General features: G+C 43.0%; 20 protein-coding genes. 11 read left to right on the top strand and 9 right to left on the bottom strand.

The genetic code is table 11. The features are described 5' to 3' along the window. Positions 1-16: 16 nt before the first annotated feature. The 6 genes from CRENPOLYSF2_RS12940 to rpiA all read left to right on the top strand — a co-directional run bounded on the left by CRENPOLYSF2_RS12940 (position 17) and on the right by rpiA (position 7,994). On the top strand, positions 17-1,177 hold the full coding sequence (locus CRENPOLYSF2_RS12940) for an outer membrane beta-barrel protein (RefSeq protein ID WP_176371125.1): 1,161 nt from the start codon (positions 17-19) through the stop codon (positions 1,175-1,177). 52 nt (positions 1,178-1,229) lie between these two features. Then, entirely contained in the window at positions 1,230-2,660 is a 1,431-nt protein-coding gene (locus CRENPOLYSF2_RS12935) for a glucosamine inositolphosphorylceramide transferase family protein (protein ID WP_087144367.1), read from the top strand. A 57-nt stretch (positions 2,661-2,717) separates the two neighbouring features. Further along, complete coding sequence (locus tag CRENPOLYSF2_RS12930; RefSeq protein WP_087144366.1) at positions 2,718-3,782, top strand: glycosyltransferase family 4 protein; 1,065 nt, start codon at positions 2,718-2,720, stop codon at positions 3,780-3,782. 52 nt (positions 3,783-3,834) lie between these two features. Continuing rightward, positions 3,835-5,814, top strand: a complete 1,980-nt coding sequence (locus tag CRENPOLYSF2_RS12925) for a heparinase II/III family protein (RefSeq protein ID WP_087144365.1) — start codon at positions 3,835-3,837, stop codon at positions 5,812-5,814. A gap of 77 nt (positions 5,815-5,891) precedes the next feature. Further along, entirely contained in the window at positions 5,892-7,250 is a 1,359-nt protein-coding gene (locus CRENPOLYSF2_RS12920; RefSeq protein WP_087144364.1) for a phenylacetate--CoA ligase family protein, read from the top strand. A 93-nt stretch (positions 7,251-7,343) separates the two neighbouring features. Continuing rightward, positions 7,344-7,994 (top strand): ribose-5-phosphate isomerase RpiA, encoded by a 651-nt coding sequence (gene rpiA, locus CRENPOLYSF2_RS12915; RefSeq protein ID WP_087144363.1) that lies wholly within the window; start codon positions 7,344-7,346, stop codon positions 7,992-7,994. Positions 7,995-8,239: 245 nt separating this feature from the next. Here rpiA and CRENPOLYSF2_RS12910 read toward each other — a convergent pair whose 3' ends face one another. The 8 genes from CRENPOLYSF2_RS12910 to CRENPOLYSF2_RS12875 form a co-directional block, all read right to left on the bottom strand. After that, entirely contained in the window at positions 8,240-8,911 is a 672-nt protein-coding gene (locus tag CRENPOLYSF2_RS12910; protein ID WP_087144362.1) for a hypothetical protein, read from the bottom strand. A gap of 3 nt (positions 8,912-8,914) precedes the next feature. Further along, the gene (locus tag CRENPOLYSF2_RS12905; protein ID WP_087144361.1) at positions 8,915-9,448 is read right to left on the bottom strand and encodes a GTP-binding protein; all 534 of its coding nucleotides are present in this window, start codon (positions 9,446-9,448) and stop codon (positions 8,915-8,917) included. Between the two features lie 263 nt (positions 9,449-9,711). Next, positions 9,712-11,049 (bottom strand): hypothetical protein, encoded by a 1,338-nt coding sequence (locus CRENPOLYSF2_RS12900; RefSeq protein WP_087144360.1) that lies wholly within the window; start codon positions 11,047-11,049, stop codon positions 9,712-9,714. A 591-nt stretch (positions 11,050-11,640) separates the two neighbouring features. Beyond that, positions 11,641-13,866, bottom strand: coding sequence for a methyl-accepting chemotaxis protein (locus CRENPOLYSF2_RS12895; protein WP_087144359.1), 2,226 nt, complete (start codon positions 13,864-13,866; stop codon positions 11,641-11,643). Between the two features lie 260 nt (positions 13,867-14,126). After that, positions 14,127-17,753 carry a hybrid sensor histidine kinase/response regulator gene (locus CRENPOLYSF2_RS12890; RefSeq protein WP_087144358.1) on the bottom strand — a complete coding sequence of 1,209 codons (3,627 nt, stop codon included), beginning with the start codon at positions 17,751-17,753 and terminating at the stop codon, positions 14,127-14,129. A gap of 4 nt (positions 17,754-17,757) precedes the next feature. Beyond that, complete coding sequence (locus CRENPOLYSF2_RS12885; protein WP_176371124.1) at positions 17,758-18,300, bottom strand: chemotaxis protein CheW; 543 nt, start codon at positions 18,298-18,300, stop codon at positions 17,758-17,760. A gap of 324 nt (positions 18,301-18,624) precedes the next feature. Next, a complete protein-coding gene (locus tag CRENPOLYSF2_RS12880; protein ID WP_087144356.1) occupies positions 18,625-18,990 on the bottom strand; it encodes a response regulator in 366 nt (121 codons plus the stop codon). 42 nt (positions 18,991-19,032) lie between these two features. Beyond that, positions 19,033-20,133 (bottom strand): response regulator, encoded by a 1,101-nt coding sequence (locus CRENPOLYSF2_RS12875; protein WP_087144355.1) that lies wholly within the window; start codon positions 20,131-20,133, stop codon positions 19,033-19,035. Between the two features lie 1,206 nt (positions 20,134-21,339). Between CRENPOLYSF2_RS12875 and CRENPOLYSF2_RS12870 the strand changes: the two genes are divergently transcribed. Beyond that, entirely contained in the window at positions 21,340-22,089 is a 750-nt protein-coding gene (locus tag CRENPOLYSF2_RS12870) for a type IV pilus assembly protein FimV (protein WP_087144354.1), read from the top strand. A gap of 87 nt (positions 22,090-22,176) precedes the next feature. Here CRENPOLYSF2_RS12870 and CRENPOLYSF2_RS12865 read toward each other — a convergent pair whose 3' ends face one another. Beyond that, entirely contained in the window at positions 22,177-22,548 is a 372-nt protein-coding gene (locus CRENPOLYSF2_RS12865; RefSeq protein ID WP_087144353.1) for a roadblock/LC7 domain-containing protein, read from the bottom strand. Positions 22,549-22,850: 302 nt separating this feature from the next. Here CRENPOLYSF2_RS12865 and CRENPOLYSF2_RS12860 point away from each other — a divergent pair, with 302 nt between their 5' ends. From CRENPOLYSF2_RS12860 to CRENPOLYSF2_RS12845, 4 genes are read left to right on the top strand one after another with little or no spacing between them, the layout of a single operon-like run. Then, positions 22,851-23,579 (top strand): DUF1538 domain-containing protein, encoded by a 729-nt coding sequence (locus CRENPOLYSF2_RS12860; RefSeq protein WP_087144352.1) that lies wholly within the window; start codon positions 22,851-22,853, stop codon positions 23,577-23,579. Further along, positions 23,579-24,340 carry a DUF1538 domain-containing protein gene (locus tag CRENPOLYSF2_RS12855; protein ID WP_087144351.1) on the top strand — a complete coding sequence of 254 codons (762 nt, stop codon included), beginning with the start codon at positions 23,579-23,581 and terminating at the stop codon, positions 24,338-24,340. The genes CRENPOLYSF2_RS12860 and CRENPOLYSF2_RS12855 overlap by 1 nt, the downstream gene beginning before the upstream one ends. 18 nt (positions 24,341-24,358) lie before the next feature. Continuing rightward, on the top strand, positions 24,359-24,709 hold the full coding sequence (locus tag CRENPOLYSF2_RS12850) for a P-II family nitrogen regulator (RefSeq protein WP_087144397.1): 351 nt from the start codon (positions 24,359-24,361) through the stop codon (positions 24,707-24,709). Beyond that, positions 24,706-25,116, top strand: a complete 411-nt coding sequence (locus CRENPOLYSF2_RS12845) for a CBS domain-containing protein (RefSeq protein ID WP_087144350.1) — start codon at positions 24,706-24,708, stop codon at positions 25,114-25,116. The genes CRENPOLYSF2_RS12850 and CRENPOLYSF2_RS12845 overlap by 4 nt, the downstream gene beginning before the upstream one ends. The last annotated feature ends 48 nt before the right edge of the window (positions 25,117-25,164 follow it).

The raw sequence follows: 25,164 nt of genomic DNA, 5'->3' as shown, positions 1-25,164 counted from the left end.
AGGGGTTTTGAGTGCTGTGGCTGTCGCATTTAGCCAGTCAGTCTTTGCAGTGACTAATCTGGATCACACCTTTACGCCTTATGTCGGCAGCAGTCATTCTTATGACAGTAATTTATTACGTTCACAAGACAACGCAGATACTAGCTTTATTCATCAAATCCGTGCCGGTTTAAATGTTGATTGGCGATACAGCCTTCAGCAGTTAATTATTAAAGGTGAGGTTAATCACAACTGGTTTACTAATTTTAGTGAGCTTGATTATTTAGGACATAACGTGCTTGCCCAGTGGAATTGGGTGGCGGGCAGTAAGCTAAAAGGTGAAATTGGCTACAAGCATGAAGAAGCATTAGCAAGTTTTGCACAGTTAAACGCTACCAGAGCAGCTTTAAACAACTTGCAGACCTCACAGAATTATTTTGCTAACGCTGAATACCAGATTCTACCCAGTATTTATTTGAAAGCCGGTTTTTTACGCAATGAATGGCTTTATGATGGAAACGATCGTGAAATAAGTAACCAAATTCAAAATATTGGTGAATTCAGTGTGCAATATCGTAATCTGAGTAGAACCATGATAGGTTTTCGGGCGGTTATTACCGATGGACAGTATCCGAAGAGGAGCGCACTATCTATTGATTCTGGTGATAATGGGTTTTTCCGAACCAGTTATCATGTGGATGGCGAATGGAAATACAGTGATAAATTGCGTATAGGTGGTTCAGTTGGTTATTTACAACAAGACTACGAGCATGGCGATACTTATCAGATTGGTTTTTCAGATGCGGTAGCACGTCTTGATGTTAATTGGATTCCCAGCGAAAAAACAACATTGGCTTTCTCGGCGTGGCGGGAAGTTGATCAGGCTTTTACGCTAAATGCGAGCTTTGTGTTGAGCACGGGTGCGAGGATAACCCCAAGCTGGGTACCAACAACAAAAATAAGACTTGAAATACCCTTGTCTTTTGAAACTCAGGACTATTTAGGCGACTCACCTAATTCTATTGGGGGAAATCGCCGAAGTGATGAGGTTGTGGATTTAGGGGTAAATCTTATTTACAATCCTTGGATAAATACCGAATTGGCATTAAAGTTTGAGCATGAAAATCGTGATTCAAGCCAGGAAAATAGTTCTTACGAAGCTCAAACGGTAGGAATTACTGCAAAAGTAGAATTTTAAGCATCGTTTTTTGGGTGGATTAAAGTATTAAACTGTTTACATAGGTTGCTTAATGGCTGTCGCCTGTGGTGTAAAAATAAAAGATAGCGCAGAAACGGAGATTCTGATGGCCATAATACCGCATAAGGTAATTATTCGCTTAACTGAGCCTCAGCCAAACTGGGCACAAGCAGGCGTAGCCGCAATCAATAATTTACGCGGTGTTGAGGTTTTGGTGGCGACCAGTCAACTTACGCCTGATGTTATTTTACATTACGGTGATAATCCAGTTGAAGCTTGTCAGCAATATGGCTACGGCCGATTGGGTTTTTGGTTTTTTCGTTTTGCAGGGCGCGATATTGATGTACTAAAGGCGGCGCGTCATTCGGCAGCTAAAAATTTGCCACTGGAAGTGAGTTTATGGGTGCGTTTTGTAGATGGCAGGTGTCAGTGTCTTTATCAGTCATTTGGCTTTCATGAGCCATTCGTTGTTAAGCGGGGTGTGGCGACAAACTTAGCAAAGGCCGCGTATTTTCCGGTTCGGGTATTAACTACGTATTGTAAAACAACGTTATTACCCGCGATTACACCAGAAATCATGATGATTGAGTCAAGTGCTTGTCATGCACGATTTGCTGAAGCGAAAGCTATTGCGCAAAAGATTGTACGTAAAATAATATACAAAGAACAATGGTTTGTTGTTGCGGGACTGAGTAAAGATGAATGTCTTGATATGCATGCCCAGTGGGTATTAGACCCTGGTAGTGGGTGTTTTTGGGCAGATCCTTTTCCTGTAGAGCATGACGGGCGATGCTGGGTAATGGTAGAAGAACTACCGTATGCTTCTGGACGTGGGCATTTAGCGGCTATTGAGTTATTTAATGATGGTACTTACAGTGCATCACAGCCTGTTATGTCAGGTGATCAGCACCTTTCTTACCCTTTTGTATTTTCCTGGCATAATGCGCTTTATATGCTGCCTGAATCCAGTGCAGCACGTAATGTGGTGCTGTGGAAATGCCTGCAATTTCCTGATCGTTGGGAGCAGGCGGCGGTATTATTAACTGATCTGCGTGCAGTTGATGCCACATTAATTGAATACCAAGACATGTGGTGGATGTTTGTTGCTATGGCGCATGAAGGAGCGTGCGTTCATGATGAATTGCATGTGTATTTTGCGGATTCACCATTAGGGCCTTGGCAGGCACATCCTGAAAATCCAGTTAAATCCGATGCGCGTAATGCTAGACCAGCCGGTAATCTGTATATTGAAAATGGTATTTTGTATCGCCCCGCGCAAGATTGTGCTACCGAGTACGGTAAAGCGACTGTATTAAATCGTGTAGATTGTTTGGATAAGCAGCATTTTTCTGAAACACCAATAGCGCGATTGGATTCACAGTGGCGTAAAGATTTTTTACGCACTCACACCCTGTCTCGGTCTGAAAATATTTGGGCGGTTGATGGTTTACGTTTGATACCAAGATGGCGGCTACCAAGCTAAGCTACTGCAATATCACTGACTTTGTTCTGTTTTTAAGTTGCTAGTCAAGGTAGGCTTATGAATCTTATGATAGGTACTGACCCTGCGGGTAAAGGCGGTATTGCTTCGGTGATTACTGTCTTCATGGCGAGTGGTTTTTTACAGCAATACGCAGTGCGGTATTTGTGTTCGCATGCCGAAAGCGGCTTACTTAAAAAGTTAGTGTTGTTCGTAAGAACAGGTGCTGAGCTTATCAAATATTGTATTTTTTCCCGGCCGTGTATTGTGCATGTTCATGCGGCATCACATGCCAGTTTTATTAGAAAAGCGTTGTTGCTTGCAGTGGCCAGAAGTTTCGGATGTAAAACTATTTTTCATTTGCACGGCGGCGGATTTAAGCGCTATGTTACTGAAGAATCGGGTGCTGTTATGCAAGCCTTTGTACGTGCAACACTGGAACGCAGTTCACAGGTAATCGCATTGTCAGACCAATGGGCTGGCTTCCTTTGTCAGTTTGCCCCAAAAGCCAAGGTAATGGTACTGGCTAATTCGGTTGTTTTAACTGATTTATGTGATGGCAGTAATGAACAAGACGGACGTATTCTGTTTTTAGGGCGTATTGACGCGCAGAAGGGGATCTTTGAATTATTAGCTGCGATAGCCTTACTTAAACCGACTTACCCCGCTATTAAGTTGATTATAGCGGGTGAGGGCGATTTTGCTAGTGTGCAGTATAACGCTCAAGCCTTGGGTATTGCTGCGTGTGTGGAATGTCTGGGCTGGATAGACAATGAGCAAAAAGCACAGGAGCTACAGAAAGCCTGTATTTTTACTTTGCCGTCTCATGCGGAAGGTTTACCGATGTCTATGTTAGAAGCCATGTCTGCGGGGAAGGCCATTGTGGTGAGTAATGTGGGTGGTATACCCAGTGTTGTTCATCATCAAATCAGTGGTTTGTTAGTGCAGCCGGGTCAGGTAGCTGAATTGGCGGCAGCGTTAGGGCAATTGCTGGGCGATAAAGCATTGCGAACACAGTTTGCTAAAAACGCCCGTCAACTGATTGAAGATCATTACAGCAGTTGCTCCGTATTAGATAGGCTTGCTCTACTTTATGATGATTTGTCTGGCATAACATCGGTATGAATACAGCATTTTTCGTAGTGCCAATGACGTGGATAATAAGGTAAAAATCGCTATGAATCTATTACCGCATAAATTACGCTGGATGATTAATCGCTTACGCTGTATGTCGGTAGTAGAAGTTTTTCACCGTATCAGACAGCTTGGTATTACCAAAGCGTTTAAATACGGGCTACTGAATACGCTGATGCCTAAATTTAACGCACCGGTTAACCATGAGGCGATGGTTACTTTTGATTGCACAAATACAGAGGGTGCAGCGTATTTACAAGAAGCCGATGCTATTCTTGCAGGCAGGGTAATTTTATTTGCAGCCAAGCCATTTAATGTGGGCAGTTTACCGGATTGGAATCGTGATCCTTTAACGGGTATTGTTGCGCCATTAAGCTTTGGGCCGGATATTGCTATTAGTAACCGTGCGTTAGTAGGCGATATTAAGCATGTTTGGGAATTAAATCGCCATTTGCACTGGGTGCGCTTAGCGCAGGCTTATCTTATCAGTGCTGATTCACGTTATCTTTATGGTCTTGCTGCACAAATTAATGCCTGGTTAGAACAATGTCCGCGTTTAACAGGCGTTAATTGGTCGAGCGCCTTGGAGCTTAGTATCCGCTTGATTAACTGGAGTCTTATTTGGCACATGTTAGGTGGATGGGAGGGAGCGTTATTTCAACACCCAAGCGGCGAGCGCTTACGGACGCGGTGGCTGGCAAGTATTTTTGCGCATTGTCAATTTATCAACTGGCATTTTTCGCGGTATTCCTCAGCCAATAATCATTTAATAGGCGAGCTAGCGGGGCTTTATGTCGCTGCAAAGACGTGGCCATATTGGTCACAATCTAAACAATGGGCGTTAACCAGTATGGCGGGGCTTGAGCGCGAAGTGCTACGCCAGTATTCTGCGGAGGGAGTTAATAAAGAGCAGGCGTTTGCTTATCATATTTTTACATTGGAATTTTTGCTTAGTGCGGGCATTGTTGCTCAGCGCAATAGCGATAAATTTTCTGATGATTTTTGGCGAGTGGTGTCCAAAGCATTAGGGTTTTTGAGATCGATTCGTGATGTTGCGGGGCATATTCCCCAGATAGGCGATGCCGATGATGGTATGGTGTTACGGCTTGAGCCACACGCGGCTAACAATCGTGTTGCGATGATATTAGCGCTGGGTGATGCTGTTTTTAATAACCATACGCAGGTATCCACCGATACGGTTAAATGGTTGCTGGGTAATGGTCAATATAACCAAATTGCCCCAATAGCGCCGACCGCTACCGATTGGCAATTTCCAGATGCCGGTTATTTTGTGTTGGGTACTGATTTTGGTCTGCCCACTGAAATTAAGGGTTTAGTGGATTGTGGAGCTGTAGGCTATTTAGCTATTGCAGCGCACGGTCATGCGGATGCGTTGGCCGTTACGCTGACTGTCGCGGGTGAAGCGTGTTTGGTTGATTCGGGTACTTTTTCGTATGGGCAGACACTAAAGTGGCGCGATTATTTTCGGGGTACTTCTGCACACAATACCGTGCGCGTAGACGGTGTTGATCAATCTGTCAGTGGTGGACGCTTTATGTGGACACGCAAAGCTAAAGCCACGGTGGATCACTTGCCGGCATCAGCCGCACAATTTGATTTTTTGGGGCATCATGATGGTTATCGGCGGCTTGCTGATCCTGTGCAACACCAGCGCAGTGTGCGCTTTGATGCCGATCAACGATGCTTAATTATACACGACGTGGTATCTGGTAAAGTTTCTCATAAGGTTGAACAGTTTTGGCATTTTGGTGCCACCCTGACGTTGGCGTTGTCGGGTAATCATCTTTATATTAAAGGTCAGCGATTTTCAGCGCATATGGCGTTTTTGGGCACTGATTTACAGATACAGCAATTTTACGGTGACGAAGCTTTGCCTTTAGGCTGGATGTCTAATGCCTACGAGGTAAAGCAAGCAATTTCGGTGATTAGGGTGTGTGTTGAATCTGACGTAGCAGTGATTGAAACGCATTTAACTATAGACGGTTTTAATGACTTATTTTAGACCGTGCTTAATATTTGTTGAGTAGTGTATTATGGGCGCTTATTGATTACATCTTGTTACTGGGAAGTTTAGCGTTTATGTACACGTCGCGTATTTATAGGCACAGTCCTGCGCTGCTTCAAAATGCTTTGGTGTCCGCGCGTGGTTATGCGGTACGCGTTTTACAAAATTTAACATCGGGTGCAGCAGCAGACGATATAGCAGACAGTCAATGGCTGGACAGTGATGCGTTAGCGCAATTGCAACTTAAGCGCTTGCAAGCGCTGGTGCATCATGCCGCCATGCATGTGCCGTATTACCGCGAGTCATTTGCGGCGGCAGGTTTTGCACCTGAGCAACTTTTAACGCTTGCCGATATGCAGCGACTTCCGGTACTCACTAAGCTTGATGTGGTTCAGGCGGGCGAACGTTTGTTGACAGACAATTCAACAGCGTACCGTTTTTCAAGTGTTACCAGTGGTACTACCGGTACACCAATTAAGTTATGGCGAGATTTACATGCCATTAATAGAGAAAAAGCTTTTATTGCTCGGCAATGTCATTGGGCAGGGGTGAAGTTGGGAGAGCGGCGCTTGTGGTTGCGAGGCGATAAAATTGTGGCTAGCGATGCCACCCAGCCGCCTTTTTGGCGTTACAATAAGGCGGATAATACCATTCTTATGTCGTCTTTTCATTTGTCTGAACGTAATGCACAGGCCTATATTCAGGCAATGGAAACGTTTGATCCTGTTTTTGGCATGGCTTATTCGTCCTCGTTAGCCTTTTTAGCGCGTTATTTGCTGAATAAAAGACAACGCTATCGGGGTAAATCGTTAAAATGTTTTATTACCTCCAGTGAAACCTTAACGCATGAGCAGCATCAGCTTATTACCCAGGCTTTTGGTTGCCGTATTTTTGATTGGTATGGTAGCTCTGAGCGTGTGAGTGCGATGGGTACGTGCGAATATGGCAATTATCATCTGTTGTCAGATTATGGTTTTACCGAATTAATACCTCAAGATAATGGCACGCATACCTTAATGGGTACAGGCTTTGATAACTTACTGATGCCGCTGATCCGGTATTCGTTAGATGATGAAGTGGTGCTTGCGGAGTCCGATTACAGCTGTCCTTGCCTGCGTGCTTTTCCGGTTATTGAACAGGTAATAGGGCGCACGGCGGATTATCTGATTAAACCTGATGGCAGTAAAGTGTTCATGGCTTGCATGTTGCTTGATAAACTTGATCATGTATTGGAGTCACAGATAAGACAAGATAAGCCTGATGAGGTGCGTATTTTGTTGGTGTTGAGCAGTGGTAATGTAGTAAATGAGCAACAGGTTATCGCGTTAGCCCAAGAATTATTGGGCAAAGTTATGCGTATTAAGGTTGAGCAAGTCAAGCACATTCCCAAAAGTACTACGGGTAAGTTTAGTGCTGTGGTGCGCAGCCTATAAAATAAATTGCTGCTGACCAAAAAAGGGCTGAGGATTTTTTTTATCTGCGGTATTATCGTAAGGTTTTTTAACTTTTATTACACTGACAAAATCATGACCCAAGATGAATTAAAACAAAAAGTGGCCTACGCTGCTTTAAAATACGTTAAAAATGTACCTATTATTGGTGTAGGTACAGGCTCCACCGTTAACCACTTTATTACTTATTTAGCCGATATTAAAGCCGATATCGAAGGTGCAGTATCCAGTTCTGAAGGCAGTACTGCGTTGCTAAAAAAGTTGGGTATACCGGTACTTGATTTAAATGCGGTGGGTACAATTGAAGTTTATGTGGATGGTGCGGATGAAATTAATCCGCTAAAGCAATTAGTGAAAGGTGGCGGTGGTGCATTAACGCGTGAAAAAATTATTGCCGCAGCCAGTAAAACCTTTGTGTGTATTGCTGATGGTTCTAAATGTGTTGATGTATTAGGTAAATTCCCACTGCCGGTTGAAGTGGTTCCTATGGCCAGAAGTTTTGTTGCCAGAGAAATCGTCAAGCTCGGTGGTCAGCCAGTGTGGCGCGATTTTATAACCGATAACCATAATCATATTTTGGATGTGCATAATTTGGATATAAGAGATGCTATTAAATGGGAACAAACCATTAATAATATTACCGGTGTTGTTGCGGTAGGTATTTTTGGTATGCGCCCTGCCGATGTGGTATTGGTTAGCCAAGGTGATGAGGTTGTTACGCTGTAAAATATCTTTTACACCGTGTGGGAATGATGCTTTTAAGTCTCGCACTTTGGCAATATATTAAAGCGAGACAAAAATAGTGCCGCTTAAAATAGAACTAGCCCTTTAAGCTCGGACATTTTTTCTAGGTTGGGGTGAGGTAACGAACCCCAACGATGTAGTGCGTTATGTGTTGAAGTTGCTAACGTCGTCTCAACCTAGACTTTTACCACACTTCATTGAATAGATAACTATTTTTTCCATGCCTATTAGGCTTTAGCGTTGGTGGATTCTTTAGTAATACCGGTTTTTGCGTAGCGTACGGTTAATACCCAGATTAACGATACAAACTCTGCTTGGTTAAAACTGGGTGGTCCAGAAATGACGATATGAAAGCGTTGTGCGCCTATCATAATCGGCCAAAAGCCAATTTTACTGTTACCCGACGCATCAATAACGGCCCAGGCATTGCTGGCTAAGCCTAAATTTTTAATTAATACCCCAGACCTTCGGTTGTAAACAACAGCAATTTCAGCGCTGAGTGCGGATAATTCTTCGGAAACTTCATGCGGAAAACCGCTACTGGCCAAGTAAAACCCTTCATTATCTGCCAGTAAGGCTTTGCCGGTGTGCGATAACTTAGTGAGTAAGCCAGGCAATAGTTTTTCCATGGGTTGTTGTGGAAAATGCAATATCTCATGCACGCCTTGCACCCAGCCTAAACGCTGGCAATGGTAGAGCAAGTCCAGACAAGATTCTTCATTATCCAGATTCATCAAAATTTTGAGATTATCTATGTTTAATGACGGTGTTTGTTGCTGTTGCAATAAGCTGCATAAAAACTGTCGAGATTTATCGGCCTCGTTTGAGGCTATAGCATAGTAAGCGCCTGCAGGTGTCGGGTAGAGATAGAGGCTGTTTTCCAGTTTATAGCTAGCCATAATTTATTCCGTTTTTAAGCTGGGTTCTAGTGAATACATGAGCGATTGTATCAGCAACGATACATCTTGTTTGACGCGTGCGTCGACGGAAAATATCGGCGGATTTAAATTTAATTTTTTTAACTGGCGATAATAATCATCAATACAGAATCGGCTGTCTAAATCCATTTGCGTGACACCGATAGCAATACCGGTTTCTTCAATAAAGCTTCGAAAACGCTCTAGAAAAAAGCACATATCCTTAAAGGGATCAGGTCGTGTGCTGTCCAGTAACAGAATCAGCCCTATGCCCCCTGATCTTAAAATATCCCACATAAAGTTAAAGCGCTCTTGTCCTGGCGTGCCATACAAATGTATTTTCTCGCCGCTTTCTAGCGCCATAACACCGTAATCTAAGGCAACGGTTGTGGTTTTTTTTCGGGTTTTGGTCATATCACTGGCCGCTACATCGGTTTTAATGGGCGGTGTGTCACTGATGGCAGCGATGGCTGTGGTTTTTCCTGCACCTACTGGGCCTGTAAAAATTATTTTATACATGCGCTATCAGCACAGTTAAAGAAAAAAGCTTCTGTTCGTACTGGAGAGGGGTGGCTTGAAGGCAATAAAAATACCGTTCATGCTGTATTTTTATTGCCTTATTTGCATTTTCTCTCTGGAGGAGAAGGCGTTGTTTTCTTAACATAATGGTAGTGCGCATGTAGCATCCGTAGTTATGTGGTGACGGTGTCGCTGGATTTTTACGATTGAAGAAATAGTTTGCAAAACTGTGGGTTAGTTTGGCACAAATTGGCGGGTTTGCGCTAGCGACCAAGTAATTTATTAAGAATTTTATTGAGGATGCCATTTTTTCGCGGATTGGATTTTTTACGTGACACAGGCATTAATATTTCATCTATTTTAGGGCTGGGTATTTGACGAATTAAACCTAATGCGTGTGTTGCACTGACAAAAATAGAAACGTAACGTAACTCTATATTGAGGGTATTAGCGATACCTATCATGGTATCGGGGCCTTCTTTTATCAGCAGTGCAGAGATCCGTAACGCATGCGGAGTGATAATATAGCGGGTAAAGTTAGGCCATCTTTTCAGTTGAATAGGGCTTTCTATGTCGATGGCTTGCGGGTAGCGACCTCTGGAGCTCCATAATGCCAGTTTCCATAAAAAAGCATCCATATCCTGTTTTTTTTCAGGCACCATTAATGATTCATTTAAGTCACTTAGGTTTAAGCTTGTGGCGACGGCAGTGTTAATATTAATTTCAATATCAGAAACAGCTTTGAGTAATTTGTCGTCGGCATCCCACCATATCTGTTTGTTTTGCGGCAATATGATAAGTGGATTCCAGCCTAAGGTAAGCTGAAAAGCGTGTTTTTCATTGGTTGCTTTACTAAAGGCACGCTGTACGTAGCCCTGATAATATTTATCAGGGTCGTAGGTTGCTGTGCGCTGTTTTGCGGGATCGGTAAGGTCAATATTAAGTACAGTACCTATAATTTCGGCAAAATCACTCTCGTGCATCTGTATCGATACGGGAGCATCCGTGGCTGTGTTTGCAGCCGTTGTTTCTTTTGTAACAGTCGGTGTTTGCTGAGCGGTTGGTGGTTTTTCTGTTGTTAACTCAGGTGGTTTTGCGTTGTTTTCAAGAGGCGGTTCTTGGTTGTGAGTGACGACAGGTAAAGGTGCAGGTGCAGGTGCAGGAAAGCTTTTAACCGCTGCCTGCACGGGGGGGGGTGTTGCTGCGGATGCGGGTGTTAAAAATCGGTGAGTTTGAAAAGGTTTTCCGCGCTGTTTTCCTTCGCTAATATCTTTTGCCCAATCCAGTGCTTCAAACATGGGTTCGGCTGTTATGGGTTTATCAAGGTATATGACGTTGTCGTGATTAATTCTGTCGACTAATTGTGATGATAAAACAATAATGGCGCGCATTTTCCCTTGCGTGATGCTTTGTTCCAATAATTCTCTGGCGTGTTCAAAGCGGGTATCAATAATAGCTACGGTAGCATTGTCTTCTTTAACCACGACCGCATGTCCCTCGCACGGGCCCTTAAAAAACATGGTCATGATTTTACAAGAACGCTCATCCATGCCAAGGAGAGCAATCTGCAATTGTGTTTTCTGTTGCTTTGTTGGTCTCATCAAAATGGCGGGTTTTCGCCCCTCATAGGTGTTAAATGGATTAAAAATATTAGTTATTTATGTTAATTGCAATACACCAATTATTTTATCTGTATTTAGAAAAAAAATTTATTATGCTGAGTGCAATTACTAGTAACATTTATTAAGCATATAGTGTGCCTTATTTTATTTTAAATCGGTAAGCTATTGAATGGTAGTTATTTTAAAAAATAAAATTATATTGTTTAGTATTGTTATTAGAGTAATTGTAAAAAATAAGCGACACTTTATGCCTTAAATGTCAGTGGCTAGGTTGTGAAGCAAGCCGCTTGCAAGTGTATTATTTGTTGTTTTTGGGTGTAAAGTTGTAAGGTTTGCGTGACATGATCTTAACGTAATGTCTAAAATTCTTTTACAACCAGCCTGTTAGTCATTTTCGCATAATAAGATAGCTTTAAACAATCTAAAGACATCAGTAGTTAAAAAATAATTTCAGTACTGACAGTATGTGTAAGGCATAGGGTTCAATTTTTAATGCCGTGCGACATACAGTAACCAAGATGTTGACTCGATAGTGGCTATCGAGTCAGTCGTTATGCGCTGGTAAAGTGTTTATTTGGACAGTGTAAATACGCTTACCGAAGCCACCAGTTCTTTTGATAGCTCTACCAGTCGGTCAGTTTCAATGCCTTGCGCTTGTAACTGATCGTAGGTTTGTGCTGAGCTTTTTTGAATGGTGTGCGCTCGTTCTACCAAACGTAGTGAAGTTTGTGATTGTTGTGTAGAACTTGCGGCAATACGATTAACCAGTTGTACCAAGTTTGCCGTGGTATCACGGGTTTCACGCATTTCTTCACCGGCTTTTTGTGCCAAATCAGTTCCGCGTACCACCTGACTGATCGCATCGTTCATGGTTGTTACCGTATCCGCTGTCTCTACCTGAATATTGTTGACCAGACCAGAAATTTTTGAGGTCGCATCGCGAGAGTTTTCCGCCAGTTTTTGTACTTCGTTGGCGATTACCGCAAAACCACGACCGGCTTCACCGGCAGATGCTGCATGCATGGACGCATTTAGCGCCAAAATATGGGTACGCTCCGCAATGTCGTTAATCAGGTTAACGATACCGCCAATTTCTTGTGAACGTTCACCCAGACGTTTAATACGTTTTTCGGTTTCGCGAATGGTGTCACGAATGGCGGTAATGCCTTGCACAGTACTTAATACCGTTGCTTGGGCTTTGTTGGTATTGTTGATGGCTTTTTCAGCCGCTTCGTTACACGATAACGCAGATTGGGCAATATCCAGCATGGCTTTAGACGCGTCATTCAGTTCTTGTGATGCTTGTTCCACTTCGCGCTTTTCATCAGACGATACACTAATTACCACAGACGATTGGCTTTGGATTTGTCGAGATACGTTAGAAACATTAGCCGCAATTTTTGTTACCTTGCTTAATACCTTGCCGGTTTCGTCGGCTAACATATTTAACGCGTCTGATACGGGGCCGGTAATGTCTTCCGCTACCACCGCGCGAATTGTTAAGTCTTTTTGCGCCAACCTTGCCACCGTTTGTAGCAAATCAATAACCGAGTTATTCAATAGATCGTTTTCTTGGGTGATTTTATTATTAACCAGTTCGCGTTGGTCAATCATCATGTCAAACTGACGACCTAGCGCACCAATTTCATCAAAACTTTGTATATTGGCGCGTATTTTGGTATCACCGCCCGCCATTTTGTCCATAACATTTACTAAGTAAGTGATAGGATTGGTAAGCGATTTAGAAATATAACGCGCAAATATAGTCGCAATTAAAAATACCAAGCCAATAACCGCCAGGGTGATAAAAAACGTGGTGTACAAGGCAGTACGAGTAGCTTTAATCTGACGATCAAATTCTTTATTGATGGAATCAATACCGCTGCTGATAAATGCAAACTGCTGATCAATCGCTGTATTGTATTGGCTGAGATAATTTTGTGCAGAGTAGGTCGCCGTTTTTGCGTTAACCAGTTCAGTTGCGGTGAGTTTATTGGTTTGTTCGGTGGCTGCGATAGCTTCTTGAGTTTTGGCGTAGATACGGGTTTTTAACTCAGGGAAATTTTTAACCGAACGTTCAATATAGTTTTTGCTGGTTTTGGTTAAATCGTCGGTTTTGCTGATAAAAGTCGACAATAACAGGCGGTCTTGCTGAGTAATACCTTCTGAACGAGCGGTATCATTGGCTAATATGCCAGCGCCTACATGACGGGTTTGTGCCATCGCTTCAGCGGTTGCCGGTGTGTTTACCATCACGGTTTGAATAAGATAATAGGTTTCCGCGTCAGGATCCAAATCCATAGTAGAGCCAGCGAGTATTGAATCTTGAACAGCAAAAATTTGTTGTACTAGCTGTGTCTGGATTTCCCAACTTTTTTCCGCAGTCACGGTTTTAGATTCAATGCTGATCGTTTGTTTTGCCCATTCTTCTTTAAACGCTAACCAGGCGGCGGCCAAGCCTGGGTAATTGAAGTTAGCAGCCAGTTTGTCAAATTTGGCAATTTTCTCATCGACACGTAATTTGGCTTGTTGACGCTCGGTGGCGGCTTTTTCGTTACCTGATAAGGCCGCAAACGCCAAATCACGGTGTTTTTGTACGTCGTTTAATACTTGCAGTGCATTCGTTGCAGGTTGTAAACCAACCTGTTCCGTTTCGGTAATAACAATGTATTTTTCTTGGCCACTGTAATACAGGTATAAAGGCATTAATACGGGTATGGTCGCAACAACGCAGAGCAACAGTAGCTTTTGCCCTAGCGAAAGTCCGGTAAACAGATTGGTGTTATCGTGTTTCATAGTTTTATTGTCCTTTGGTTTTAAGGGTGATGCTGTTTACAGGCAAAGCATTTGTCGCTTAATAGTCTGTGGGTTAAGGGGATTTAGATGTTGTTGTATCATGGTTTTGCGCCTCGTGTTTTAGTGTGTATGAATGAGAGTAATGTTGGGTTGTTTGTTTATCTTATAGATTGCAGCAGGCTTAGGGCGCACGGTTAAGTTTTACACCGTGCCCCATTTGAAGCGGATAGTCGTATTGCATACCTACTAAGCATGGCGTTTTATTGATTTCTTTTTTGCAAGAGATACTGTATTTTGCTTAATAAATCGTCTTCGCGTACTGGTTTGACTAAATAAAAATCAACACCTGCATCTTCTGCCAATTTATGATGTTTTTGTGTGGTACGTGAGGTAATCATAATAATTGGCAGGTTTTTTATCTGTGCCTGCGTGCGCAAATGTGCCGTCAATTCTATACCGTTCATGCGTGGCATTTCCAAGTCGGTTAATATAATGTCGGGCGTAACTTCTGTGAGTAATTCAATGGCTTCAATGCCGTCACGGGCAATGTGTACCGCAAAGCCTGCGTCACTGAGTAATTGTTCTAGCGAACGGCGTTGGCTTAAGGAATCGTCTACGATTAATACTTTGGATAACAGCGCCCTAGGATCAATGATTTCGGCTGGTTCAACGTAGGCGCTGGTGCTTTGTGCTGATAATCTAAGCAGTGCGGGCATATCCAAAACCGGTGCTACAGCACCATCACCCATAATGGCTGCGCCAATATAGCCAGGGATTTTTTTGAGGTAATGGCCAAAATCTTTAATTACCAGTTCCAAGCTGTCGGCGATACTGTCAAGTAGCACAGCGCTGGTTTTTTCGTCGTGTTCGATCAGCAAAACGGCACTGTGGCGTTGGTTTTTCTTGCGGTTTTCTGCAACATGTAACAATCGGTTCAGTGATATAACGGGGTAGTCGATACCTTCCATATGCAGTATTTGTTCGCCGCCTACACTGCTAAAATCATCTGCTACGGCATACAAAATTTGTTTAAGGCCTTTGCTGGTAATGGCCACTCGATACGTACCGGCCATTGCCAACAGTGCATGAGAGCGACTGATAGGTAACGGCATGCGGAGTTCAATAGTTAAACCTTTGCCGTGTTGCGAATACAAGTTAAGTGAGCCACCCAGTGAGACAACCTGGAAATGCACTGCGTTCATGCCCACGCCGCGTCCTGAGGTTTGCGTGGATTCGGTACGGGTAGAAAAATTAGGTCGCAAAATAAAACGCTTGAGTTCTTCTTCAGAAACGTCTTGGTCTTGTTGAATAACGCCGCGCTGTTCCGCTGTATTACGGATGGCGGCAAAATCTAAACCACGTCCGTCGTCGCGGCAGCGCACTAAAATATTATTACCTTCACGATCAAACTCAAGATTAATCAGTCCTACTGAGGGTTTGCCAGCGGCTAAACGTTCTGCTTCGCTTTCAAGACCGTGATCAACCGCATTGCGTAATATGTGCATAAGCGGGTCTATCATGGCGTTCAGTACGTCACCATCAATCATCAGCTGTTCGCCAGATAGGCTCAGTTCGCTATTTTTACCGGTTAGACGACAGGTTTGCCGTAATGTGCGTTGTAATCTAGAGGTAATAGAAGCCACCGGTACTAAGCGCGTTTGCATAATCGCGCCTTGGGTGTCGATAACCAGGCGTTGCTGGTATTCCAGTACTTCACTCATGTGTTCCAGTTCGCTTCTGGCATCCAAATTCATTTCGCGTGCGTCGAAGGCCGCCTCAACCAAGCGTCGGCTGGTGGTATACAGTTCGTTGTATTGATCCATTTCCAAGCTATCGAATTCTTGGTCAATGCCGCTCAGGGTTTTTCCGGTTAAATCTTGAATGTCTATTAATTGTTCCAGTTCGTCACTCAAGCGTTGCAGAGTAATAAACTGGGTATCCATTGCCAGCAGTTGTGCTTTAAGGCGGCGTAAACGTTCGTTGGCCTGACTGTTAAGAATAAGACTTTCACCCGACATGCGTAATAGGGTGTCGATTTGCTCACTGGGTACGCGAACCATGGCCGTTTGTTGACTTATAGACGATGATTCATCGCCTAGACCCGTGGTTGCTGTTGTGTTGGCAGTGTGTTCAACAGCAGCAGGTCTTGGCTGGCGAGGTGTTGACTCTTCTTGGTCGGGTAGGCCGCTTTGGTCAATTTGATTAGCCCAATCTAAAATTTCTTGTAAAATTTGACGAGCGCCATCGGGCGGTTGCTGGCTCATGCCAATAAGGAATTCGCTCATGGCTTCCAAGCAATCGGCGGCATCAATTAATACATTAATGGCGGCGCTGCCTGGCATTTTATGCGCTTTAGCGTAGGCTTCCAGAATGTCTTCTAAATGGTGCGTTAATACCGCAATACCGCCAATACCCACGGTATTAGCGGAACCTTTTAGGGTGTGCGCGATACGTTGGGCAACGTTCAGATCCTCAGCGCTACCGTCTTGCTGCAAGTTGTGTATGGCTTGGGAAAATTCTTGTGTATAAATGGGCAGTTCGTGTAACAAAATCCCCAGTAGCTCTTGATTAACATCGCTGGGTAAAGTTAATGAGACATCGTTGTCACTGGCTAAGTGCGTGCGTTTGGGCAATGCCGTTTGTTCTGCACTGAGATTTGTGTGGCGCAGGTGGTTTAATACCTTTAGCGCAATGTCCGGTGTGAGCGCTACCGGCCATTGTGAGTCGTTTAAGTGCGTTATTAGCGCTAATCCTGCATCTTCTTCGGTAAATGTGGCTAAGTAATGCTTAACGTGGCCTATCCAAGTTTGCAAGAGCTGTTGCTGATGAGGCGTAAATGTATCTGGGTGGCTATGAAAATACTGCGTGTTATGCTGAACGTGCTCGCATAATTGTGCTAGCCCTGCAAAACCGGCTATTTTTGAGACGTTAATATAACGCTCCAATTCATCATCAATGCTTTCTAAATGACTGCTGAGATCGTCATTAAAAATTATCTCGTCTAATAGTTTTTCGATGAGATGTGCCTGCATAACCAGCAGTTCTACTAACTCTAAACTGGCGGCGGGCAGTGTTGGGTGAGTAGCAGCTTCTAGGCCAGGATTGTTATCGTTGGCTGGTAGCGCTTGCGGTACAGTACTGGTTTCTATCAGCAAGGTTCTCAGCATGTTTTGTTCGTCATCAATCAGGGCAATATTTAATATTGGCTGGTTGAGTGCTGCCAGTAAGGCATCTGTTGCGTTGTCTGGATCTTGGTTGTAGTGGTTAATTAATACGGGCAAGCTGTCTAATAGTGTTAACAGTTCAACAGGATTTGCTTCGGCTTGTTGCGTTTGTACGGCATCAATAATTAACAAGCACACATCTTGCAAGCCGTATTGCGCTTTCTCTGCGGCTTCATTGGCATAGTTTTCCAGTGTACTCAGGTGCTTTTCTATGTACTGTGTTTGTGTGTCGTTGGCTGTTGTACGAATTTCGGGGTAATGTTGTGCTGCATAAGCATTGTTTTCTGTTACTAAGTCGGTGTAGCTGTGCTGAGCGGTGCTGTCGTCGGTTAATGTTTGTTCTAATAGCGTAAATTCATCGTCAATCAAGGCGATATTGAGGTCGGGGTGTTTTAGCAGACTGATGATGTTTTCGGCCGCATTGGCAGTGTTTTGTAGATATTCGACGACACGCACCGGAAAATTTTGTAGGCATAAGTCAAGTTCTGTTGTTATAGCCGGTATTTCATTATGCAGACGTTCGTTCAGTGCTTCTAAGATTAATAAGCACACATCCTGTAAGCCAAAGTAGTTGGTTTCTGAGGCTTGATTGGCAAGTTGATCGATAGTGTCGATATGCGCTTTAAGCCGGGTTGTTTCTGTATTGTCAGCGTGTTGCAACATAGCCTTAATCCTTGTCCTGAACAGTGTGAACGCTCAGCGCTTTAAATAATTTGTCCAGCGAAAGTGTAAGCCAGAGGTGTTGGTCTTGACGGCTATAATCCGTAATAGCTTGCCGTAATACGTCTGGGAGATCATCTGGTGCGCTGGCGCTGGTAAAATGTGGGCTGAGCATTTGCGGATAGCCATCAATCCAAAAAGCCACCGTTTTTTTGCCTTTATCAATAGCCAGCAGATGACGATTTTTGAGCGGGGTACTGCCATCGGCTAATAAAATGTGTAAGTCGATAATCGGTACAATATCACCACGCAAATTGAGTACGCCACTAAACCATGGTTGTACGTTGGGCAGTGGACTGACTTTGTTTTGATCGACAATTTCACAAAAAATATTGGCTGCTAATAAAAACCGCAGGTTACCGACGCGAAAGCCTAGTACGCTTTCATCGCTGATATCGGGATTTAGGTGATCTTCTGTGCTGTTAAAACTGGTGGCTAATGGCTTAACAGTGGGGTCTTGGGTATTAAGTTCGAAGAGCTCTCTTTCCACGGTGGGGTACTCCAGCAGCATTGTGAATAGGTTAAAAGTTTTGGTTGTTCATTGATGAAATCAAAATAATGACACAGCTGTAGATTGCGGGGTTAGTGTGTTGCTGTCAGTTTAAGATTGCCGCGTTTTCTACTGAGAAAATGGGCTAGCCACTTAATATGGGACAAGGTGTAATGTATCTGTGCAGATTGGGGTGATTGGCATCCCCAGCGCATAACGTGTAGTATCGTTGGGGGATTGTTACCTCACCCCAACGTACTGTGATGTCTCAGCTTAGTGGGTAGTCTTAAAGCGTAATCTACGTTTTAGTCTGTCGCCAAACGATTAATGCAATGCAGCCAACGCGGCAGTAATGGCACTGGCTTCGTAAGGCTTAGCAATTAAGTCTTTTGCACCTTGCATTTGCGCCCAGATACGATCGGCTTTTTGATTTTTAGAGCTGACAAATATGACGGGGATATGCTTGGTTTCTTGGTCATCACGCAGCGAACGGCAGGCGGCATAACCGTCCATGTCTGGCATAACAATATCTAAAAATATGACATCGGGGCGTTCTGATTTGGCTTTTTCCAACGCTTCTTTGCCGTTATTGGCAGTTACTAACAGGTATTTAGTGCCTTGTAAGGCATTTCTTAAGTTAGCAAGATCGGTTTGTGAATCATCACAGATCAGTATTTTTTGAATATTCATGGGGTTTTGTCCTTTGGTTATGGAGTAAGAGTGAGAATATGTTTACTGCGTTGTTGCGACTGTTTTACGATCGGCAAGCCAATTTAGCACGCGCAGACTAAGTTTGTGAAATGCTTGGTCTTCGACAGGTTTTGTCAGATAGGTTGTGCAACCTGCCATTACTCCTTTCACTTCATCTAGCGGCGATGTCTTGCCAGATACCATAATGATTGGGGTTTTTTTGTACTCGATTCTTTTGCGTAAACGTGTACAGGTTTCGTAGCCATCAATGCCGGGCATCATAACATCTAAAAAAATCAGATCGTATTGCGTGGTGGCGGTTTTTTCTAAAGCGCTTTCGCCGTCGTCAGCAAAATCAATAGTGGTAATTTGGCTGATGGCTTGCAGCTTTAATTTAATAGACATTTGTATAGCCAAGCTGTCATCTACGATCAGTGCGCGATAGCCATCATGTTGTACGGGTACAGCAACTGCCGCGTTAATAGGCGGTATTGTGTGTGACGGCGCTGTGGCGCTGATGTCTTTTAGGCTGGGTGTTGCTGCAGCAGGCAGGGTGGGGGCTGTAGTTTTAAAGCTGCTGTATGTGCGGTAGTTAGGTGTTGCAGATGGGTTCAGTAAGTTTGTTGCTGTTGTTTGAGGTATAGCGTTAACAGGCTGGGTATTTTCTGTTGGGGGCTTAAGCGCGAAGCCAGCGTCTTCTGCTGTAAGCCCCGTTGCCACTAAGTGGGGCATATTAACGGGGCTAACTGGCTGTTTTGGTGCATGCAAGCCAGCATTAGGCAACGGCAGTTTATCTAAAATACTTAATAAGCGCGACGCGGTTAACATGCCACGAATATGGTATTCCGGTGTATTTACTAAAGGGCCTTGGCTCACCACAATAAGACAGGCATGAGGGCTGCTTGTGCGTAGCAGGGTATCTTTTTTATGTAACGCCATAGGGTTATCATGATTAACTAGCAAAATATCAATCTGATCGCTGTTATCTGACACGCTTAACTGGTAGTTGCGGTTGCTTTGATGATTGCTTTTCAATATGGCCTGTATACGCTCGACAATAACGGCATCAAAGCCCAACGGCAACAGTGAAAATGGCTTTTTCAAGTGAGTATTATGTGCAGCTTCGAATATGTTAGTGTCCATATACTTTAGTAACCTAAGAGCTGTGAATAAAAACGAGAAGGTGTAGCGTTTTCATAATACAGTTTTCGGCCATATTTTCCAAGGTAGTATTTTTTTTGAGAAAATTTGTAAGTTTCATAAGTAATCTGACAGATGTTAAAAAGCTATTTATGTTAGCAATCCTGCGCCAATTTTTTGGGGTCTAAATACGATAAAAATAAGCTAATACATATATAAATAAATGACTTATATTGTATTTATGCTCTATTTTTAACTGACTCTATCCGTTTGGCTAGGTTGTCGGCTACAGCGTTTCTTTCTTTTTCGAAGTATAGTCGATTATTTCAGTGAGATTGTTATGAAACAGATGAGTTGTTTTTAAAATAAAAATACCATTATTAAGTTACGAATATTATTAATTATAAAGCAATTTTTATGCCGTAATATGTAAAAATGAATAATAATATGTGTATTTTTTTATGTTTTTTGATAAGTGTCGATGTATTAGTGTTTTTTAATAAGCGCTGAAAAATGTATTAAGTCAGTGTATTTGATGCTTTAGCAGATATTTTTGTTGTTGCGCTGCACAAGATTTCATCATAAAGTAAACCTTGCCGTACTAAGCGATTGTTTTTTTGTAAACACACAATGCCATTAAGCAATTCAGTCTTGTGTATTTTGCGCGATGTGCTAAGGATGGTGAGTCTGTTATGTAAAGCAAGCTAACATATATTGGCTGTTTTAGAGTAGTTTTTATAATAAAATATATTTAAATACAGTATTTTATGTATTTTTTTCAAACAAAGCGAAGTGTATTTTATTTTGACATGTTTTTAGAGTAAGCAATAAAATATATAGCTTACACCGATATATACCGACGAAAGAAGCGCAGCCATTGTGAGCGAGTGATAGGTTTACTTAGTCAATTTTATTCTCAGCACAGGTGCAGCTCAGCAGGAGAGGGGCTTTTTGCTTAACTTAGGAACGTGCATGAAATAACTTGAACAACTTAAACGCCACCACCGTTCGTGCTGAGCCTGTCGAAGCATGAACTTGCTCAAGTTATTTCGTGCGCGTTCCTTAAGAGCGCTGGCATTCTATGTTGGTTGGAAGTGGTTAAGACAACAAATTTTCATCCCTAAAAGTTTTTCATCTGGCACTGGGAGTTAATAAATGTACAATGTCTGTCGATTCTTCAAAAGCTTATCGTTTTAAGGAAAAGTGCGTGTGATAACGACTGATTATCTGGTTTCTTGTCAAGATGCCGAACAACCATTACCGAATTTGGCGCAGTATGAGGTGGCTTTTTTGTTTGCACAAAGTCCCCTGCAACTTAATTTGCACTGGTTGAATGAGCATCCTGGTATTTTAGATTTTTTGGTGGCGAGTATTTTTAGGCAGCCGCAAAATTTAATTACCCATGTGCAGCGTATCTGTTTGTGCTATCAGAAAAACTTATCTGAGCATTTGTACGGCGCAATGGTTGATTTGTTCAGTGTGTTGGGTAATCATGCGGATGATTTTTGTGGGCGATTACTGGATAAAGCATTGCCCAGATTAGCGGCTTCACATGCTTTTTTGTTAAATCAGTATTTACAAGATAAAGACATTGATGTCTTGTTCAGGGTGCAAAATTCTTTTGCTGTTATGGGTAAAGGTTTGTTGGGTACTACCCAGTTAATTACTAAGTTAGCTGATAATAGTGTGCCTGCTGAAATTGCACACGATCCACTGGATTTGGCTCGTGATTATATTGAATACTCCCAATTTCAAGAAGCGGAAGCTGTTTTGAGCCAGGCGATTTTACAAACAGCTGAGCGTAAAGAATTGCATGTGGATCTATTAGAGCTGTATAAATCTTTACAAGATGTCAGTAAATTTGTGGCGCTACAGGAAAAACTGACTGAGCAGGGAAATCCGTTCCCTGAATTGTGGGATGAATTAAATGATTATTTTAGCCTCAGAAAAATGTTATAACCAACGCTTGGTGGTGAGTTGGTGTGTTTAATACATTATTTTTCCGGTGCAGTTAAATTAATAAGTTACCCCTTTAAAAGCGGGTTATCAAGATGGATGCAGTAATTCAGAAATGCTTTCTGCTGCACGTTTAACATCCAGGAAAATCAGACCTAATTTTGAGTTTTGTTTAGCGATAACGGTTAAAACGGCTTCATCACCGGCATATACCATTAACACATAGCCTTTGGCACCCTTAATAAGTACCTGCTCTAAGTTACCGCGCATTAATTCCTGAGCTGTTCTATCACCCAGTGATAGCATGGCAGCGCTCATTGCGCCTATTCTATCTTCATCTAAGCCTGCCGGTAATACCGATGCCATCATTAAGCCATCGGTTGAAATAACCCCTGATGCTTCGATATCGGCAGAAGTGCCATTGAGTTCGGATAAAATGGAAGTTAATAGGTCGGCGCGCATGGTGTGTATCCCCAGTGTTGTGTTGGATTATTTTGCAAATATTTGCTGGCTAGAGCTGGATGTCAGTCGATATTTTTCAGCTGTGTAAAAAGTGTATGCTTTCAGCGTGTATTATCTAAGCGATAGCTTACGTACGGCTCATTATAGCCGGTTTTAAAAAAAATAATCTATTCTGGAAAGCATTAGCCATAAACGTAAAATACGCATGGAAATTTTTGATAAAGTTTTTATGTTGCTGTTAGGGGTGTTTTTTTGCAGAATAAAACGACAGTTATCTAAAAATATTGTTTATTGGATGCTTTATGCTAAAACACGGTTTTATTAAGCAACTGATCAGTAGTTTTTTAAGTTTACTACCTATTCTTGTTGTAGTACTGGTATTTCAGATTTTTATTATTAGACAGCCGATTCCTGATGTGGTGGGTATGGTGGTTGGGGTTTTGCAAGTTATTTTAGGGCTGACCTTGTTTGTTTACGGACTGGAGCAAAGTTTATTTCCGATTGGTGAGAGCATGGCTCATGCTTTTGCCCGTAAAGGCAGTGTGTTTTGGTTGTTACTGTTTGCTTTTTGCCTGGGTTTTGGCACAACCGTTGCCGAACCGGCACTGGTAGCGGTCGCAGAAGAAGCGGCTAACGTTACCAGTAAAAGCCATTTAATTGCACAAACTGATGTTGCTCGAAGCCAGTATGCCTTAGGATTGCGGATTACCGTGGCGCTGTCGGTTGGTTTTGCCATTTTAATTGGTGTGCTGCGTATATTGCGCGGCTGGTCGTTGTATTATTTAATTATTGGCGGTTATTGTGCCGTCATTATTATGACACCGTTTGCACCTGCGGAGATTGTTGGCATTGCTTACGATTCGGGCGGTGTTACCACCTCCACCATTACTGTGCCATTGGTGACTGCCTTGGGTGTGGGTTTGGCTTCTGCCATTAAAGGTCGCAACCCTATGTTAGATGGTTTTGGTTTAATTGCCTTAGCGTCATTAACCCCCATGATTTTTGTTATGGCTTATGGGATGCTCCGGTGATGGTTAGCATTGTGCATTTTATGACGGGTTTGTTGGCAACGTGTCGAGATATTTTGCCTATAGCCGCTATTATCATTGGTTTTCAGGTGTTGATTATCCGCAAGCCAATGGCACACCCTAAAAAAATACTGCTGGGTTTTGTTTGTATTTTGCTGGGAGTGGCTTTTTTTTTGGAAGGCCTGGAGATGGCGTTATTTCCGCTGGGTAAGTTAATGGCCAAGCAATTAACCACGCCGGCGTTTTTGGGGGTAGCTGATCTTAAGCTAGCAAATTGGCTGTCGTATGGTTGGGTATACGTATTTGCTGCCAGCATTGGTTTTGCCACCACGTTTGCTGAGCCGTCTTTGTTGGCGGTGGCCATTAAAGCCGAGCAAATTTCTGGGGGGGCAATCCGCGCCTTTGGTTTGCGTTGTGCGGTGTCCATCGGTGTGGCTTTTGGCATTGCCTTGGGGGTGTTCCGTATTGTGAGCGGATTTGAGCTGTATTATTTTATTGTTGTTGGTTATATCATAGTCATCATTCAAACGGCATTTTCTCCCAAATTAATGATTGGTTTGGCGTATGATTCTGGCGGTGTCACTACGTCCACGGTGACTGTGCCCTTGGTGACAGCGCTGGGCTTAGGTTTGGCGCAAGCGATTCCAGGGCGCAATCCGTTAATTGATGGCTTTGGTCTGATCGCTTTTGCCAGTTTGTTTCCTATTATAACGGTGTTGGCTTATGCCCAAATTGCCCAGTGGCGCAATAACCGTCGTCGTTGATTTTAGTGTGAGGTGTGTGTGCATTTTAAGTTGATTATTGCTTTTGTCGAAGATGATAAAACCGATCTGGTGCTGGAAACAGCGCGTAAATGTGGCGCTAAAGGCGCGACTGTAGTCAGTAATGCCCGTGGTGAAGGCTTAAATCAGCCTAAAACTTTTTTTGGCTTGACGCTGGAAACGCAGCGCGATGTGTTGTTGTTTTTAGTTGAAGAGCGTTTAAGTCGCTATATATTGGAAGAAATTGCCCGCGTTGCCGAATTTGATAATAAACCCGGTACGGGCATTGCGTTTCAAATTGACGTGGAAGATGCTATTGGCATTCGGCATCAGGTAGAAGAACTAACCCAAGAACTTGAGGATAAACTATGAGTGAACAACGCATTGTCATTCGCGTTCGTGATGTCATGAAAACCGATTTTGTCAGTATTGACGGTATAGCCACGGTCGCGGATGCCTTAAAAAAAATGAAAAATTGTAAAACTTCGGTATTATTGGTTAATAAACGCAATGACGATGATGAATATGGCTTGATTAATTCGGGTGATATTGCCCGTCATGTGTTGGCCAAAGACCGTGCGCCAGAGCGGGTTAATGTTTATGAAATAATGACTAAGCCGGTTATTTCCGTGCATCCTGATATGGATATTCGTTATTGTTCAAGGCTTTTTGCCACCTATAATTTGGTGCGAGCGCCGGTATTAGATAATAAAACCGTGATAGGAATGGTCAGTCCGAATGCCTTGGTTTTAGATGGGCTGTACAAAATTTTTCAATAAATAGCATACGGATAAAAATAGCGGTACAATAGGCTGTGGTTAGAAGTG

The organism is Crenothrix polyspora (assembly GCF_900163755.1).
In the GTDB taxonomy this organism is placed as follows: domain Bacteria; phylum Pseudomonadota; class Gammaproteobacteria; order Methylococcales; family Methylomonadaceae; genus Crenothrix; species Crenothrix polyspora.
This window is presented reverse-complemented; position numbering and strand designations above follow the sequence as displayed.